The sequence below is a fragment of the Micromonospora sp. NPDC006431 genome, from assembly GCF_042870725.1.
Taxonomy (GTDB): Bacteria; Actinomycetota; Actinomycetes; order Mycobacteriales; family Micromonosporaceae; genus Micromonospora.
Genome location: NZ_JBIAHQ010000038.1, coordinates 1 through 16,685 on the forward strand (window position 1 = coordinate 1; position 16,685 = coordinate 16,685).

Below are 16,685 nucleotides of genomic sequence, written 5' to 3' on the forward strand. Positions count from 1 at the left end.
CCGTGGACCCGGACGTGCTGACCGCCGTCGCCGCCGCCTGCCGCGAGCACGAGCGGCTCCGCTTCGACTACCGCAGCCACGACGGCACCGACTCGGTACGCGACACCGAACCTCACCGACTGGTCCACACCGGCCGGCGCTGGTACCTGGTCGGCTGGGACACCGACCGGCGCGACTGGCGCACCTACCGGGTCGACCGGATCCGTCCCCGCATCCCGACCGGCCCTCGCTTCACACCCCGACCGGCACCCGACGTCAACCTCGCCGGCTACCTCACCCACGGTATCTCCACCGCCCCCTACCGCTACCAGGCCCGAATCACCCTCCACGCCCCGGCCGAGACCGCCGCCGAACGGATCGCGCCCACCGTCGGTGTCATCGAAGCCGTCGACCCGCACACCTGCCTCCTGCACACCGGATCCAACTCCCTCGACGAACTCGCCATCTACGTCGCATCATTCGGCTTCCGCTTCCAGATCCACGAACCACCCGAACTCATCGCCCACATCCGAGACCTCACCACCCGACTCACCGACGCCGTCCGCTGACCGCCAACAAACCCCATGCAACGGCAAGGCCCAGCGGCCTCGACCAACTGCCGGCAACCTACTTCCGTAGATCCGGAAGCTGAGCGGTTAGCCGCGGTCAGGCGTCCGCCAGGCAGGGTTTGCCCATCGCGCGCTGACCATCACCTCCGGCGAACGTGAATGGCCGATCGTCGCGGGAGGGCCGACCTGCTGCTGGGTCGCACTCCGATCCGTGCCTGGTTCTGTACGCGTGCCGTCCGCCGTTGCCCTGCTGATCTCGGCGCGAGGCCGTCTCGGGCGAAGGCCCGGCCGGGGCGGCCTCTTTGCAGTTCCGATCTGCGTCCGTGAGTCGCTGTGAGGTCTTGTCAGGTCGTGACAGGCGGGCGGCGAGTTCGATCGACCTGACAGCCGAGATCTGGGCGGTGCATGTCATCCATGGCATGCCCGCCCGGTGGGGACCGCCCATCCGGCGAGGCTCACGGTCCGGCACGGCTGGCGCGGCGTACTGACACCGCAACCCTTCACCCGATGCAAGGGAGGAGCGCCCCCACCGGACCACAGGGTCCTTCGCCCGGTCCCCACCGCGGCGGCCCACCAATCCCTAGTGGAGGGCCGCAAAATGCACACGATCTCTGTCCTCAACGACCTAGTCTTGGCCGCCCCCGTCCCTGACGACGGCGGAGGCCCCCACTCCATCGCGCAGGTCATCGCCGGCATCACCGGCTGGGTCATGGGCATCATCGCGGTGGTCGCGACGATGTTCCTGGTCATCGGCGGCCTGCGGTACATGGCCGCTGGCGGCGATCCGGCGCAGGTCGAGCAGGCGAAGGGCAATGTCAAGTCCGCGCTGATCGGCTACGCCCTCGCGGTGCTGGCACCGGTGGTCCTGCAGGTGTTGCAGGGCATCCTCGGCGGCTGAGGCGGCTGTCATGGTCGACTGGCTGATGAACGGCCTGGTCAGCTGGCTCGCCGAGAAGGTCACCGACCTTCTCGGCAGCCTGCTGGCCTTCCTGGCCTCGTCAATCTTCGTTTCGCCGGACGTCACCGTCCTGCCGCAGGTGACGTCGATCGCCGGCAAGAGCGCGCTGGTCGTCAACGCCTGCTTCATCCTCGCGATCCTCACCGTGGGTATCGCTGCGATGATCGGCGACTCGGTCGAGATGCGCTACGGCATCAAGGACCTGATCCCCCGGCTTGTCGTCGGGTTCGTGCTGTCCGCGTTCGCGGTCCCGTTGACCCGTCTGCTCATCGACGTCGCCAACGCCTTGACGGTGTCGATGGCCGGCACGTCCGCGCCGACCACCGAGGCAGTCACCTTCGTTCGGGCTCGGATCGCCTCGGCGATGACCGACCAGAGCGCCGCCCTCCTGATGGCCATCATCGGACTGCTCATCGTCGTGCTGATGTTCATGCTCGTCGGCACCTGGCTCGTGCGGATCGGGGTCCTGGTCGTCCTGGCCGGCGTCGCGCCGGTCGCCCTCGCATGCTACGCCACCCCATGGACGCAGGGGGCCGCGCAGATGTGGTGGCGCACCCTGCTGGGTTGCCTTGCCACGCCCACGCTGCAGGCGGTCGCGTTCTCGGCGGGCATCAACCTGCTGATCGACCCGGAGTCGAACCTTCCGATCCTGCTCGGCCTGCCCGGCTCGGACACCCTCAACCTGCTGCTCGTCATCGTCGTCCTCTGGGTCACGATCAAAATCCCCGGAATGGTACGCCGGTACGCCAGCCGCGCGGGGTCGCCGAACGCCGGTGGGGTTCTGCTGCGCGCGGTGCTCATCCAGGTCGTCACCCGCCACCTACCGCTCGGCCGGGTCGCGCGTACCGCCGTGCGAGGTGGGCGATGACCCACGAGGACGCTCCCCCACGCGCTGTCGTTCCGGCCAACGTCAACGAGGCCGACCGCATCGCGTTCGGGCTGACGTTCCGGCAGCTGGCCATCATCGGCGGCACAGGACTCGCAGGGTTCGGCCTCTACCGCACGTTCGGACATCTGCTGCCGGCTGTGGCGTGGATCGTCGCCGGGGTCGTCGTGTTCGCCGTCGCGGTCGTGGTGGCGCTCGGCCGCCGTGACGGCCTGCCCTTGGATGTGTGGCTGCGGCACGGGTTCACGTTCGCCGGTAGCCCGCGCACGCTCGCGCCGGGTGCGGCTCGGGCCAGCGCGGTCGCGGCCGTCGTGGGCAAGCCGAGCGTGCCGGCGCCGCTGCGCTCTCCGGTCACGGCGGTCACACCGGCCGGAGTCCTCACCAGTGAGGGCAGCGACAAGGTCCTGATCGCCTGCGGCACCACGAACATCCACCTGCGCACCGGCAGCGAGCAGGGCGCGTTGCTGGACGGGTTCGGTCGGTTCCTCAACAGCTTGACCGGGCCGGCGCAAATTGTCGTTGCCGCGCAGCGGCACGACCTGACCGTCTACGCGCAAGCGACCGTCGATTACGCGCCGCGCCTGCCGCATCCGGCGTTACGGGCCGCCGCCGACGACTACGCCGAGTTCCTGCTCGACCTCGACAGCGAGCGGGATCCGTTGCGCCGCCAGGTCCTCGCCGTCGTCACTGGCGAGCACGCCGCCGACACCGCCGTACGCGCCCTGTCCGGCCTCGGTGTCGAAGCCGCCGCTCTCGACGGGCCGGCAGTCGCCTCGGCGCTCACGGGCGCGGTCGATCCGTTCTCCCCACCTGTGCCTGGCCCTCGTGCGGTGCCCGGCACCCCGATCACCCTACGGAGCACCTCGTGAACCTGTTGACGCCCAAGAAACAGAGCGTCGCGGCCGGGGACGGCATGCCCTCCCCGGCCGCGTTGTCGGTCACCCCATCGCACGTGCAGGTCGGCGACGGGTACGCCGCCACCTACGCGGTGTGCGGATACCCGGCCGAGGTTGGCCCCGCCTGGTTGGATCCGCTGCTGTCCTACCCCGGACGGGTCGACGTGGCGGTGCACCTGGACCCCGTGGCGCCGCAGCTGGCCGCGCCGATGCTCAAGCGCCAGCGCGCCCGCCTCGAGTCCTCGCGCCGCTTGGACTCCGACCAGGGCCGCTTGGGTGACCCGATGGTCGAGGCGGCAGCGGCTGACGCCGCCGACCTCGCCGAGCGCGTCGCCCGCGGGGCGGCGAAGCTGTTCGAGGTCGGCATCTACGTCACCATCCACGCCCGCACCCTCGACGAACTCGCCACCGTCACCGCCGGCGTGAAGTCAGCCGCCGCCAGCGTGCTTCTCGACTTGCAGCCGGCGACGTTCCGCCACCAGCAGGGTTGGATCTCCACCCTGCCGGTCGGCGTGGACCCGCTGCGGATCCGCCGCATCCTCGACACCACCGCCCTCGCGGCGGCGTTCCCCCTCGCCTCGGCAGATCTCGCCGCCCCCGCACCGGGCACCGTCGCCCCGCCCGAGGGAGTGCTGTACGGGGTCAACACCACCAGCAACGGGGTGCTGATCTGGAACCGGTGGGCGCAGGACAACCACAACTCGGTTGTCCTGGCCCGCTCCGGCGCGGGCAAGAGCTACTTCGTCAAGCTCGAAGTGCTGCGCAACCTGTACCAGGGCACGACGGTGTCGGTCATCGACCCCGAGGACGAGTACGCGCCCCTCGCCGAGCACGTCGGCGGCACCGTCGTGCAACTCGGCCAACCGGGCGTTCGCATCAACCCCCTCGACCTGCCCGCCGACAACCGGCCCGACACCCTGACCAGGCGCGGCCTGTACCTGCACACACTCATCTCGGTCATGCTCGGGGCGACCCCACCACCGGCCGAACGAGCCGCCCTCGATCGGGCCATCACCGCCACCTACCACCGGACCGGGATCAACGGCGACCCGGCCACCTGGACCAAACCCGCCCCGCTGCTGCGGGACCTCGCCGAAGTGCTCGCCGCGGACGACGACCCAGCCGCCGGGCAGCTGGCCGCGCGGCTCGCCCCCTGGACGGTCGGGAACTTCGCCAGCCTGTTCGACGGGCCGACCACCATCACCCCGCGCGGGCACCTGGTCGTGTGGTCGCTGCGGCACCTGCCGGACGAGCTGCGCACCGTGGGCACGCTGCTGGCCCTGGATTCGATCTGGTCGGGCATCGACAGCCCTGCCACGGGCGCCCGCCGTCGGCGGCAGCTCGTCGTGGTCGATGAAGCGTGGCTGCTGATGCGCGACGGCGAAGGCAGCCGGTTCCTGTTCCGGATGGCCAAGGCCGCCCGGAAGCGGTCCGCCGGGCTGTGCGTGATCACCCAGGACGCCGCCGACGTGCTGTCGACCGACCTCGGCCTCGCCGTGGTGTCCAACGCCGCGACCCAGGTGCTGATGCGCCAGAGCACGCAGTCCATCGACGCCGTGTCCGAGGCGTTCAGCCTGACCGCCGGCCAGGCGCGGCTGCTGCTGTCGGCGCCGCGCGGCGAGGGCCTCCTCGTCGCCGGCCGTAGCCGGATTCCGTTCCGCGCCCTCGGGTCGGCCGCCGAACACAAGATCGCCGTGACCGGCATCGGGGAGGCGCAGTGATGACCACCTCGACCTGGCCGCAAGAGGTCTGGCACTGGATCATCGCCCGGCCGTGGCTCGGCGTCATCGCCGCCGCCACGATCGTCGGCACGGTGTTCGCCCATGATCAGCTGCTCGCCTGGCGGCACAGGCGGTTCGCGGCCGGCGCGCGATGGCTGACCATCGCCACCCCACCAGAGGTCACCGAGGGGGCCGCCGCCGCGTTCTGGACCACCCTCGTCGGCGTGCTGACACCGTCGCTGTGGCAACAGCGCGTGTTCGGCTACCCGCACGTCGGGTGGGAGTACACGTGGACCGGCCGCGCCCTGACCATCCGGGTCTGGGTGCCCGGAACCGTGCCGCCCGGCGCGGTCGAAGCCGCCGTCCGCGCGGCCTGGCCCGCCGCGACGATGACGACCACCGACGCCGGCGCGCCGATCCTGGTTGAGGTCGGTGAGGAGGTGGGCGGGGCGCACTGGCCACAGCACCCCGACGGGCTGCCGCTGCGCAGCGAGCACGACAGCGACCCGCTGCGGGCGCTGCTCGCCGCCGGGGCCGAGGTCCGGAACCGCGAACACGCGTGCGTGCAGATCCTCGCCCGCCCGGCACCCGCCTGCCGCGTGCGAGCCGCCAGACGGGCAGCAGCGGCCACCAGTAACCATCCCCACGGGCGGCCCGATGTGGCCGCCCGCGTCGTTTCCGGCGCGGCGCGGCTGGCCATCGAGCCCCTGCTGTGGCTTTTGGATGTGTTCACGCCCGGCTCGTCGCGGCCGCGCACCGCGGCGGCAGTGGGGCGTGCGGTCGAGCGGGATCCGGTGGCGATCGCGGATGCCCGCACGATCGTGGACAAGGCCGTGCGGGTGCCGCACTTCGAGATCGCGGTCCGGTTCGCCGTGGCCGCCGACGCGGACAAGACACCACCGGACAAGCGACGGGCCAGGCAGATCCGCGGACGGCTCGTCGAGCTTCGGCACACCATCGCCTCGGCCGCCGCGGCCTACACCGGCCCGAACCGGCTACGGCGCATGAAGATGCCACAGCCGGTCGCCACCCTCGCCGGGCGCAGGCTGCGGCGCGGCTTCCTGGCCACCGTGCCGGAACTCGCGGCCCTCGCCGCGCTGCCGCAAGACCTCGCCGTGCCGGGCCTCGACCGAGCTCGGGCCAAGGCGGTGCCGGCGCCGGTGCAGGTGCCCTCCGGCGGGCGAGGCGTGAAGGTGCTGGGCCGGTCGCAGATCGGCCACCACAGCGTCGGCCTGAACGTCACCGACGCCCGCCAGCACGTGCACGTGGTCGGCAAGACCGGCGTCGGCAAGAGCACGCTGCTGCTGAACATGATCCTCGGCGACATCAAAGCCGGACGCGGGACGGTGGTCATCGACCCGCGCGGTGACCTGATCACCGACATCCTCGACCGGCTCCCGGTGTCGTACGCCCGCAAGGTCGTGATCATCGACCCGGACCAGGAGAACCCGGGCTGTTTCAACCCCCTCGACGATCAGGGCGATCCGCATCTGGCGGTGGACAACCTGGTGGGGATTTTCGCGAAGATCTTCCAAGGTCAGTGGGGACCGCGGATGGACGACACCATGCGGGTGGCGTGCCTGACGCTGATGCGGCACGCCAAGCCGACCCTGAGCCTGGTCCCGTCGCTGTTGCAGGACCGGGAGTTCCGGGCCCGGTTTACGCACGGCCTGGACGACCCGGATGGGCTCGGTGGGTTCTGGGTCTGGTACGACGGCATCAACGAGCAGTTCCGGGGGCAGGTGATCGCTCCGGTGCTGGCGCGGTTGCGCGCTTTCCTCTTGCGTGACTTCGTCAAGAGCGTGATCGGTAACGCGCACAGCTCGTTCGACATGGGCAAGGTGCTCGACGGCGGGGTGCTGCTGTGCCGGCTGCCGAAGGGAATCCTCGGCGAGGAGACCAGTCGCATCCTCGGCTCGATGATCGTTGCCCGGGTGTGGCAGGCCGCGATCGCCCGGGCCACCAGCCCCGAGGACCAGCGGAAAGACGCCTGCCTCTATGTGGATGAGTGTCAGAACTTCCTGACGCTGCCCGGCAGTGTCGGGGACATGCTGGCCGAGGCGCGTGGGTTCCGGCTCGGGCTCGTGCTGGCGCACCAGGACTTGGCGCAACTGCCCAAGGATGTCGCCGCAGCGGTGTCGGCCAACGCGCGGTCGAAGCTGTTCTTCACCGTCGACCCGGCCGACGCCAGGGAGCTGTCCCGGCACACCAAACCCGAGCTGGACGAGCACGACCTCGCTCACCTCGACGTGTACACCGCCGCCGCCCGGCTGCTCGTCGGCAACCGGGAGCTACCCGCGTTCACCTTCGTGACCAATCCGCCGGCGCCGGTCGTCGGTGAGGCGACCGCGATCCGGCAGGAATGCGCCACCGCCCACAGCCGCACCGACGGCGAGCCGCCGTTGCAGCAGCTCGCCCGCACGGCGATGCGCCGGCGTATCAACTCCCGCGACCGCTGACCCGCTCGCTCGTTCGGGGGCTCGGCTGGGTGCGGCATGGGGGGCTCGTTTGGGGGTGTCTGCGACACGAGTCCCCACACGAGTCCCCTCCGCCCGGCCTGTCAGGTGCCTGACCTGCCCAAACCCGCCTGATGACAGCGCCGAAAGCAAGATCAACCCGCCCAGACTCCCTACGGGATTTCTCTCTCCACGGGGTGAACACCTATGCCGCAATCACACTCTGCTGGCCTGCTGGCCATCTACCCCCACATCACCACCCGCGACCGTCGGCTGCTCCAACTGCTCGACGACCACCAAGTCCTCACCACCGACCAGATCCACCGCACGCTGTTCCACGCCCGCCGCACCTGCCAGATCCGGCTCGGTGAACTGGCCGCCCTCGGCCTGCTGGACCGGTTCCGGTTCGCCCGCGACGGCGGCGGCAGCCAACCCTGGCACTGGACCCTCGGCCACAACGGACACCGGTTCCAAGCCGCCGCCCACAACCTGCCCGAACCCACCGTCCGAGCGAGCCGCCAGAGCGTGCAACGGCTGTCGGCCAACCCCAACCTGACACACCTGCTCACCGCCAACGAATTCTTCGTCCGGCTCACCGCGCACGCCCGCCAGCACAACGACGCCCGACTGGACCGCTGGTGGTCCGAGGCGACCACCACCAAGCAGTTCCGGACCATCACCGCTGACGGGCACGGTCTGTGGAGCATCGGCGACACCACCGCGGGGTTCTGGTTGGAGGCCGACACCGGCACCGAGCCCCTGGGCCGGGTGGTGGCCAAGCTAGACCGGTACGCCCCACTCCCCCACCGCGGCGGGCCCCGCTACCCGGTGCTGTTCTGGCTACCCAACGCCGAACGCGAAGAACACCTGCATCGCCTGCTCCCCAGCGCAGCGGCTGACGTGCCAGCAGCCACCGCGACCCAGCAGACCGAGCCGGCCGAGGCGGTCTGGCTGCCCAGCGGCGGCATCCAGCGGGTCCGGCTGGTCGACCTGCCCAGCGACCACGGACGGGCCGTGGCGGACAACCCGAACTTCATCGACGGCATCTTCACGATCTGACAAACCCTGACCGGCACCGCACCCGATCCTGACAACGCAGCTCACCGGCATGATCACCATTCCTGACAGGGCCGGCGCTGTCAGGTCACGAAGCTACGGTGCTAGGCAGTTTCTCTTCTGCTCGCACCGCCGCCCGTCTGCCCTCTCTCGGATCTGCCCGCGCCAGCGGGACCACCGCCCACCGTCCGGTCGGCTCGTGACTCCCCGCCCCGCGCCCTCTCCGGCAGCTTCCCTGCCCAGACGCCGCGCCCGGTGACACCACCCCCTCGTCCGCTTCCTCGTGAAGGGATCTCATCTCCCATGCCCGCCAACCATCCGATGACCGTCCGCGTCGTCACCGTCTGCTTCGCCCCCGGCGAGGACGCAGACTGGTTCGCCGCCAGCGAGAAGGTCAACGACCTGCTCCACGCCGACGGCATCCCGGCCCGCCGCTACCACGTACGCCACCGTCGCCTGCTCGGCTGGTTCACCCGCTGGTTCGGCTACTTCCTGCTCGAGGCAGCCCGCCGCTTCGGCGCGATCACCGTGGCCGCCGGCGGCCGCAAGAGTCGCCTCGACCTCACCGGCACCGCAGCCCGCGCCGCCACCAGAGCAAGCCTGCGGTGGCGGGCGTGGAACGCCCACATCGCCCACACCACCCGTCCAGCCCGCCCCTGGGAAGACTTCCTCGCCCAACACCACGCCGACCCACGGAAGGTCCCCCTGACCGAGGCGCGTCGCCGCTTCGAGCAGCAACCCCGGGTGCTCGCCATGCTCGGCTACGCCGACGGCCACACCTTCGACCCCTACGAGCTGTCCCTCTACCAAGCCGGCGAAGTCACCTACGTCGGTCTCTACTGGCGCATCGCCCTCATCGGCGACGCGCTGATCACCACCGACGGGCAACTCCTCATGCCCGCCACCACCTCGGTGGCCGACCGGTTCCGGTTCCTCAACGCCGCGTGCGCCTACCTGCGCAGCCTGCGCGGCAACGCGCGAGTATGCGCGGTCGCCATCGCCTGACACCCACGCCCGAGGGCCGGTCGCAGCCCCGCTGCGACCGGCCTTCGCCATACCCACACCCCCACCAGAAGGAGGCCTCCTCGTGTTCCTGTCCGATCCCGCGCTGCGGCGCATCGCCGCCGAAACCAACGACGTGCACCGAGAACATCTGTGGCGCCACGACACCGCCGCCCTCGACCCCCTCGGCGATCTCGCCCGCCTGCTCCACAAGATCACCCTCGGGTTCAACGACACCACCGCCACCCTCGACAAGGCCCTCGCCCGACTGGCCGAACAGACCGAGGCCGCGCAGCGGCAGCTTGCCGCCCACGCGGACCTGCACACCCCCAGCCACGCCCAAGCCCTGACCGACGTGCTCGCCGCCAGCGAACGCCACGCCGCCCTCGCAGAAATGGTCGTCAATGCCTACCGGGCCTGGCGCAACCACCACCGCAGCGGTGACGGCGATGAGCGGTACGTACTGCTGCAGCCCGGCGACCCCTCCTACGGCGTTGCCACGCTGCGCCGGCACGCGCCGGACGCCTGGCTGGTACTCCCCGACCCGGAGGCCGCCAACGCTTTCGACGTGCCCTACCCGTGCCGCGTCGTCGGCGAGGTCTGCCAGACCGACGACGGGTGGGCGCCCGTCGCATGTACCAACCCGGAGCACCGCGACACCCAGCCCGCCATCACCTACCACCTGCCGACCTGCAACGACCTCCCGGCCGCATGCCGGTCGCTGCTGCGGTGGTGGCACCTGCGGCACTCGGCCGCCTGGGCAAACCGCACTCCCGCCCAGCTGACCCCGGCCGAAGCCGCCGGCCTCTCCGCCTAAGGACGGCCCCTGTCCGGCACGTATCCGCGAAACCGGAAGCCACCGGCCACCCGCGCCACGACGCATCCCGCGCCTGCCGCGCTGGCGGCGGCCCACGCCCCGGGCGCACCACAGCCCCGGCACAACCGTGCCGAGCTGCCCAACGAGTTCCCGAAGGAGGAACCCATTCATGGATAACCAGTCCCCATCCCTGTCGCCTGCCACGCAGGCGGTCCTCGACGCGCTGACCGCACTCGGTCAGGGCAACGTCCACGAGATGGCCGAAAGGTCGGGCAAGGCCCGCTCCACCACCGACAAGGCCATCAAGACCCTCACCGACGCCGGCCTGATCGTCGCGGTCGACACCGGCGCGGACCCCGCCGACGGCACCCCCACCAGGTGGAGGCCCGCTACCCCACCAGCCGGCACCGAGCCCCAGCCCGAAGACCAGACCGGCCCCACCGACGCCGCCCTCAACCCCGATGACGGTGACGACATCGACTCCACCAACGACGGCAGCACGGCCGAGACGGACCACGGCAGCAGGACCGACCACGACCCCGCTGCCGAAGACTCTTCCGGCGACACCTCGCCGCAGACCACGGACCCGGCCGAGAAACCCGCCGACGAGCCCGACCGCGACGGTCACGACGAGTGCACCAGCACGAACAACGCCCCCTCCGTCCAGCCCAGCCGCCCCGGTGACCGCAAGGTCATGGCCATCAAGGGCATCCTGGCCGACCACGACGACGGCGCAACGCTCGACGTGATCGTGGCCGAGAGCGGCATCGGACACCCCACCGCCGCCCGCCTGCTGACCGCAATGGAACAGGCCGACGCCGCCCGACGGCGGCCCGGCCTACCGCAGCGGTGGGTCGCCGGTCCCACCAAGGCCAGCGAGGTCGACCCGAACCCGCAGCCGCCCCGCTGCCCGCTGTGCTACCAGGTCATCCGCGGGCTGGCGAACACGCCGAGCGCCACAGCGACCGTGCTACCCCTCATCCGGCCTGACGGCACTCTGCACGTCGTCGGGCCGGACGGCGAGACCCACGTCGTCGCACTGCCCACCCGCACGACGGGCATCACCAGGAGCGCGGGCCGCCGCAGCGACGTGACCATCAACGCCGACGGCAGCCAACCGTTCGGCCGCGGCGAGCTGGAGAAGCTGACCCTCGACATCCTGGCCGCCAACCCCGGCAAGGCGATGACCCCGCAGGACATCGCCACCGAGATCGGCGGGCAGCTCGGCCGCACGGTCAGCTCAGGGGCAGTGCGCAACAACTGCACCAAGGCCGCCGCCGCGAGTCGCATCGTCATGGTCTCCGACGCGCCGCTGACCTTCGCCTACCCGACACACGCCGACGCAGGCAGCACAGAGCAAGGCGACAACGCCACCGAGCAGCCCTGATCCCACCCATCCCAAATCCCATCCGGGGGCCGAGCCGCGCGCTTGGCCCCCGCAGCGCATCGAGAGGGAAACCCCCGTGCCGCACGAACTCGAGACATTCACTGACGGAACGACCGCCTTCGCCAGCGCCCGCTTGTCGGCCTGGCACCAACTCGGCACCGTCACCCAGGACACCATGCGGGCCGAAGAGATCATGGCCGCCGCCCGCCTCGGCGACTGGGGCGTACGCACCATCCGCACGGTCGGCATCGACATCGTCGACGGGATCGAGATGCAGATCCCCGCCGACGACAAGCGGATGACCGTACGCCGCAACCCGGTCACCGGCCAGACGGAGTACCTGGGCATCGTCGGCACCGACTACACCGTGGTCCAGAACGAGCAATGCGCCGAGATGTTGGACCGCCTCGTCGATCAGGTCGGCGGCGCCCACTTCGAAACCGCCGGCAGCCTCCGCCGCGGCAAAAGCGTGTTCGTGACCATGAAACTGCCCGACGCGATGGAGATCGCCGGGGTAGACCGCCTGGACCTCTACCTGATCGGCACCACCTCCCACGACGGCACCGCCGCGCTACGGGTGGACGCCAGCCCAATCCGGATAGTGTGCGCGAATACGCAACGCGCCGCCTTCGCGCACGCGGTCGGGCACTACACGTTCCGGCACACCTCCAACGTCAACTCCCAGATCAGCCAGGCCCGAGAAGCGCTGGGCCTGATGTGGAAGTACATGGAGACCTTCGAGAAGGCCGCCGAGCGGATGCTGCACGCGGAGCTCACCATGCGCGAGTTCGAGAACGTGGTGGCGCAGGTGTGGCCGGTCAAGGACAACGCGTCCGAGAAGACCAAGAACAACGCCAAGCAGCGGCTCGGCACGCTCAAGTACCTGATCCGGGAGGCCGACACCCAGAAGGCCATCGCCGGCAGCCGGTGGGCCGGATTCCAGGCCATCACCGAGTACCTCGACCACTACCAGCCCGCCAAGAACGAAACCGCCCGCGCCAACCGGGTGCTCACCGGCAACGTCGGCGACCTGAAGGTGGCCGCCTTCGACCTGCTGAAGGTCTGACCGCATCCCTCGCTCACCGGCCGGGGCGGCGGTCACCCTGCCGCTGCCCCGGCCCGCAAAGGAAGGGACACGCCCCATGGCACAGCCGAGCACGACCAGGTGGGGATCGGGTCGGGCAGGCAGCCGTTGAGCTGCCACATCCGCCACCCCCGCCACCGACGGCAGTCGGTGTGCGGGCGGCCTGCCGCCGCCGCAGAAATCGACAGCCAGCACGACTTCTACGACGCCAGCGTGATCATCGAGCACCTCCTACGCCAAGCCGCCCACGCACTCCCAACCTCCATCAACTGACCCGACCGCTCAAGGTGGGCCGCCCGCGCGGCGGCCCACGCCCTTTTGTGTTTCACGACCCGAGGAGAGCTATGCACCGCGCGCACCCGCGCGGACACCGGCCCTTTCTGTTTGAACGGGAGTCAATCACCACATGACCAAGGTCATCATCGGCGTCATCGCCGTCGTCATCGTCGCGTGCTTCGGCGTGCCCATGCTGCTGCTGTCGGCCGTCATGGGCGGCGGCTCCGGCCGGTGCGGCATCGTCGCCGCTCCCGCCGTGCGCCCCTCCGGGCAGCCACCCGGCACCGGTAGGTGGGACACCGAACAGCTGGAGATCGCCGCCACCATCATCGACGTCGGCGTCGCCAAAGGCACACCCCGCTGGGGCTGGGTCATCGCCGTCGCCACCGCCATGCAGGAATCAGGCCTGCGCAACCTGCCCCACCTCGGCGACAGCAACGACCACGACTCCATCGGGGTGTTCCAGCAGCGCCCAAGCCAGGGCTGGGGCAGCGTCGCGCAACTGTCCGAGCCCGCCTACCAGGCAGGCAAATTCTTCGACAAGCTCCTCACCATTCCCGGCTGGGAGTCGACGCCCCTCACCCAGGCCGCCCAGGCGGTCCAGGCCTCGGCCTTCCCCGACGCGTACGCCAAGTGGACCGACGACGCTCTGCACCTGGTGGAGCAGCTGACCAGCACCCTCGCGGACTGCGCCACCGACGCGCTCGCCGCCCTCCCGGACGGGTTCACGCTCCCCTCCAACACCCCGCCCGCCGTCACGACCGCCATCTTCTGGGCCGTAAACCAACTCGGCACCCCGTACCACTTCGGCGGATCATGCACCGACCCCCACTCCGGCGACCCCGACAAACAGTGCGACTGCTCGTCCCTCATGCAGTCGGCGTACCGAGCGGCCGGCATCTCGATCCCCCGAGTCACCACCGACCAGGCCAACGCCGGAAAGCCCGTAACCGACCCGGCGCTCCTGCTCCCGGGCGACCTCATCCTCATTCCCGGTAGCCAAGGCACCATGGCCTACCCACGTCACGTCGGCATGTACCTCGGCGAGGGACTTGTCATCCAAGCCCCGAAGACCGGCGACGCCGTGAGGATCACTCGGCTGAGCAGCTGGATCAATCAGATCGCCACACTTCGTCGCATCGTCGCCCCGTCAGATGAGGGCTGATTGAGCGCCGACCTGCGGTGGAGTGCGGTGCGGTGACGCCAGCACCAGGTCGGCGGCCGGGTCCAGCAGTGCGCCCAGCTGCCCGAACCCGTGCGTCGTCTGGCTCAGCAGCTGATTTGCGGCGCCGATGACGTCCGCCGGCGATCCCGGCCGACGTGGCTTGACCCCGGCAACGGATTGAGCGGGAATCAGGTCCGCCGGTGGCTGATCCATCGGCGACGGTCCACAACATCACCAAACGGCCCGACAGGGCTCGCTGACGAAGAGGCGGGTTGCGATGGCTAGTCCTGGGCTGGGCCCACAAGCTCCGCCGTAGGCCCCTGCCGTGGGCGATCGCAAGACCCGCCTTCACCGCCATCCTCAGGTAGCCGGTATGCCCGCCGCCGCGGCTGCCAGGAGCAGGCTCTCACGCCGATCCTCGACAGATTCCCGGGCCGCGGTGAGAAGCGCCGCCGCAACGGACGTTCGCCTACGTATCGCACCGCCGCACCGGAAGTGCCGGCGGTGTCAACCCAGAGATCGGCCCGGGGCGCCACGACGCGCGCCGCGGACCCTGACGGACGGAGATCCGCAAGCCATGAGTCAAGCCGTCAAGGCTGTCCTGCTCACCACGAAAGATCTTGGGAAGAACGAGCGAGCGGTGGCCATCGCCATCGCCGCCCACGCCAACCATGAGGGCAACGCCTGGCCATCCGTGGCCACCCTCGCCGAGTACGTCGGCTGCTCCGAGCGCACAGTGCAACGATGCCTGGCCAAGCTTGTACAACTGGGTCGTCTCGTCGTGTCGAAGGTCACCGGCATCACCACCCGCGTCTATCGACTGGTGCACCCGGATCGACGGGCCACAACCGAAGCGGGGGTGACAGAACAAGCGTCGGGGGTGACACATTCGCCTGCCGAGGGTGACAGCCAGAGTGTCACCCGAAGTACTGAAGACCAATTGAAGGGTGACGCGCCCGTGAGCGCTGCGGGGTGGCGGCGGCTTCTGCCGACGAGCCGGCGGGCTCCGGCGCCAGCCGGGGCCGACTGGCGGCGCGCGGCCACGCCAAACGCCGGCGGCCGGTGCCAGCGTCCTGGCCATATTGGTCAGCCCGCTGGCCGCTGCGTCCCCTGCCGTTCGGAGGCGATCGAGCGCAGGTGAACGGTTCGACGCCAGCGCGGCATGGACCCGCATCGGAGCCCATGCCGCTGCCACGGCGACCTCACTGTCACAAGCCCACGGCGGCAGGACGCCCCTGGCTCAGCCGCAATTGCCCCAGCTCTACTGGCCGGTCGGGTACACCGACGTCACGCTGCGCCAACGCGTCCGCGTCTCGATCGGTGGCGACACGATGCGACTGCGCCTGAGCAACGGCTACGGCAGCGCCCCGCTGGCGATCCGCACCACCACGCTCGCCCGTCCCGGTGCCCGGCCCGGCGACGTCGATCCGACGACGCTGAAGCCGGTCACCTTCTGCGGCTCGCCCAACGTCCGGATACCACCCGGCGCCGAGATTGTCTCCGACCCGGTCCGGTTCGCCGTGCCCACCGGCGGCGATCTGATCGTCAGCAGCCACCTGCCCGGTCCGACCGGCCCGCTGACCTACCACGAGAGCGCCCATTCGACCGGCTGGCTGGCGGATGGCGCACTCACCGACGTCGCCAGCGGCGCCGCCTTCTCCCGGCGTAGAACCTCCTTCTGGATCCTGGCCGGCGTGGACGTCTGGACCGAGGTGGACGGGGGGTGGTCTGCTTCGGCGACTCCATCACCGACGGCACCGGCTCCACCCCCGACGCCGACCGCCGTTGGCCCGACCGGCTCGCCGCCCGGATGCTGGCCGGCCCGCTCGAGGAACGGTTCGGGGTGCTCAACGCCGGCATCGGCGGAAACCGGCTGCTGCTCGACGCCGGCAACCCGGGACAGGGCGTGAACGCGCTGGCTCGTCTGGAGCGCGACGTGCTGGCCCGGACCGGGGTGCGCACCGTCGTGGTGCTCGAAGGCATCAACGACATCCAGCAGGACCCCTCGGAGTACGACCCGGGGCAGCTGATCGCCGCGTACCGGCAGATCGCGCTGAGGGCCCACGACCGCGGGCTGCGGGTCGTCGGCGGCAGGATCCTTCCGTTTCAGGGCTGGCACAAGTGGACGCCCGAGCGGGAGGCCGTCCGGGCCGCGGTCAACGAGTGGATCCGTGGCACGGACGAGTTCGTCGACTTCGACGCCGCGACCCGCGACCCCGGTCAGCCGCTGCGGCTCCTCCCGGCGTACGACTCGGGCGACCACCTGCACTCGAGCTCTGGCGGTAGCAGGGCCTCGACGCTGCCCAGTGGTTCAGTCATCGCCCCTCGCAGTGGTTGCGGGGCCGGACGGACGCCCGGCCCCGCAATCACATAGGTATTTCGTCAGTAGTGGATCTGGACCGAGCCGGACGTCATGGCCGTCAGGCTGGCGCC

The 16,685-nt window shown here is 70.4% G+C and carries 14 protein-coding genes; all 14 read left to right on the forward strand.

The annotated features are described in order from the left end of the window. On the forward strand, positions 1-548 hold a 548-nt coding region (locus ACFYM6_RS33625), incomplete at its 5' end, for a helix-turn-helix transcriptional regulator (protein ID WP_387281504.1). Between the two features lie 583 nt (positions 549-1,131). Next, positions 1,132-1,446 (forward strand): pilin, encoded by a 315-nt coding sequence (locus ACFYM6_RS33630; RefSeq protein WP_387281505.1) that lies wholly within the window; start codon positions 1,132-1,134, stop codon positions 1,444-1,446. A 10-nt stretch (positions 1,447-1,456) separates the two neighbouring features. Then, the gene (locus ACFYM6_RS33635; protein WP_387281506.1) at positions 1,457-2,374 is read left to right on the forward strand and encodes a conjugal transfer protein TrbL family protein; all 918 of its coding nucleotides are present in this window, start codon (positions 1,457-1,459) and stop codon (positions 2,372-2,374) included. Further along, a complete protein-coding gene (locus ACFYM6_RS33640) occupies positions 2,371-3,261 on the forward strand; it encodes a PrgI family protein (protein ID WP_387281507.1) in 891 nt (296 codons plus the stop codon). Before ACFYM6_RS33635 ends, ACFYM6_RS33640 begins: the two co-directional genes overlap by 4 nt. 44 nt (positions 3,262-3,305) lie before the next feature. Beyond that, positions 3,306-5,009 (forward strand): VirB4 family type IV secretion system protein, encoded by a 1,704-nt coding sequence (locus ACFYM6_RS33645; protein WP_387281535.1) that lies wholly within the window; start codon positions 3,306-3,308, stop codon positions 5,007-5,009. Then, positions 5,009-7,468, forward strand: a complete 2,460-nt coding sequence (locus tag ACFYM6_RS33650) for a helicase HerA domain-containing protein (RefSeq protein WP_387281508.1) — start codon at positions 5,009-5,011, stop codon at positions 7,466-7,468. Before ACFYM6_RS33645 ends, ACFYM6_RS33650 begins: the two co-directional genes overlap by 1 nt. A 204-nt stretch (positions 7,469-7,672) precedes the next feature. Beyond that, positions 7,673-8,524, forward strand: coding sequence for a replication-relaxation family protein (locus ACFYM6_RS33655; protein ID WP_387281509.1), 852 nt, complete (start codon positions 7,673-7,675; stop codon positions 8,522-8,524). 300 nt (positions 8,525-8,824) lie between these two features. Beyond that, positions 8,825-9,526, forward strand: a complete 702-nt coding sequence (locus ACFYM6_RS33660; protein WP_387281510.1) for a hypothetical protein — start codon at positions 8,825-8,827, stop codon at positions 9,524-9,526. A gap of 82 nt (positions 9,527-9,608) precedes the next feature. Beyond that, entirely contained in the window at positions 9,609-10,340 is a 732-nt protein-coding gene (locus ACFYM6_RS33665) for a hypothetical protein (RefSeq protein WP_387281511.1), read from the forward strand. A gap of 169 nt (positions 10,341-10,509) precedes the next feature. Then, positions 10,510-11,727: a helix-turn-helix domain-containing protein gene (locus tag ACFYM6_RS33670; RefSeq protein WP_387281512.1), complete on the forward strand. Its 1,218-nt coding sequence runs from the start codon at positions 10,510-10,512 to the stop codon at positions 11,725-11,727. 76 nt (positions 11,728-11,803) lie between these two features. Beyond that, entirely contained in the window at positions 11,804-12,793 is a 990-nt protein-coding gene (locus ACFYM6_RS33675; protein WP_387281513.1) for a DUF932 domain-containing protein, read from the forward strand. A gap of 424 nt (positions 12,794-13,217) precedes the next feature. Beyond that, the gene (locus tag ACFYM6_RS33680) at positions 13,218-14,252 is read left to right on the forward strand and encodes a C40 family peptidase (protein WP_387281514.1); all 1,035 of its coding nucleotides are present in this window, start codon (positions 13,218-13,220) and stop codon (positions 14,250-14,252) included. Between the two features lie 577 nt (positions 14,253-14,829). Next, entirely contained in the window at positions 14,830-15,393 is a 564-nt protein-coding gene (locus tag ACFYM6_RS33685; RefSeq protein ID WP_387281515.1) for a helix-turn-helix domain-containing protein, read from the forward strand. 582 nt (positions 15,394-15,975) lie between these two features. Beyond that, positions 15,976-16,626, forward strand: a complete 651-nt coding sequence (locus tag ACFYM6_RS33690) for an SGNH/GDSL hydrolase family protein (RefSeq protein ID WP_387281516.1) — start codon at positions 15,976-15,978, stop codon at positions 16,624-16,626. Positions 16,627-16,685 lie beyond the last annotated feature (59 nt).

What these genes read in the sequence shown, in the direction of transcription:
- ACFYM6_RS33635 (WP_387281506.1), top strand. Translation starts at nt 1,457, where the DNA reads ATGGTCGACTGGCTGATGAACGGCCTGGTCAGCTGGCTCGCCGAGAAG.
- ACFYM6_RS33640 (WP_387281507.1), top strand. Translation starts at nt 2,371, where the DNA reads ATGACCCACGAGGACGCTCCCCCACGCGCTGTCGTTCCGGCCAACGTC.
- ACFYM6_RS33645 (WP_387281535.1), top strand. Translation starts at nt 3,306, where the DNA reads ATGCCCTCCCCGGCCGCGTTGTCGGTCACCCCATCGCACGTGCAGGTC.
- ACFYM6_RS33650 (WP_387281508.1), top strand. Translation starts at nt 5,009, where the DNA reads ATGACCACCTCGACCTGGCCGCAAGAGGTCTGGCACTGGATCATCGCC.
- ACFYM6_RS33655 (WP_387281509.1), top strand. Translation starts at nt 7,673, where the DNA reads ATGCCGCAATCACACTCTGCTGGCCTGCTGGCCATCTACCCCCACATC.
- ACFYM6_RS33660 (WP_387281510.1), top strand. Translation starts at nt 8,825, where the DNA reads ATGCCCGCCAACCATCCGATGACCGTCCGCGTCGTCACCGTCTGCTTC.
- ACFYM6_RS33670 (WP_387281512.1), top strand. Translation starts at nt 10,510, where the DNA reads ATGGATAACCAGTCCCCATCCCTGTCGCCTGCCACGCAGGCGGTCCTC.
- ACFYM6_RS33680 (WP_387281514.1), top strand. Translation starts at nt 13,218, where the DNA reads ATGACCAAGGTCATCATCGGCGTCATCGCCGTCGTCATCGTCGCGTGC.
- ACFYM6_RS33685 (WP_387281515.1), top strand. Translation starts at nt 14,830, where the DNA reads ATGAGTCAAGCCGTCAAGGCTGTCCTGCTCACCACGAAAGATCTTGGG.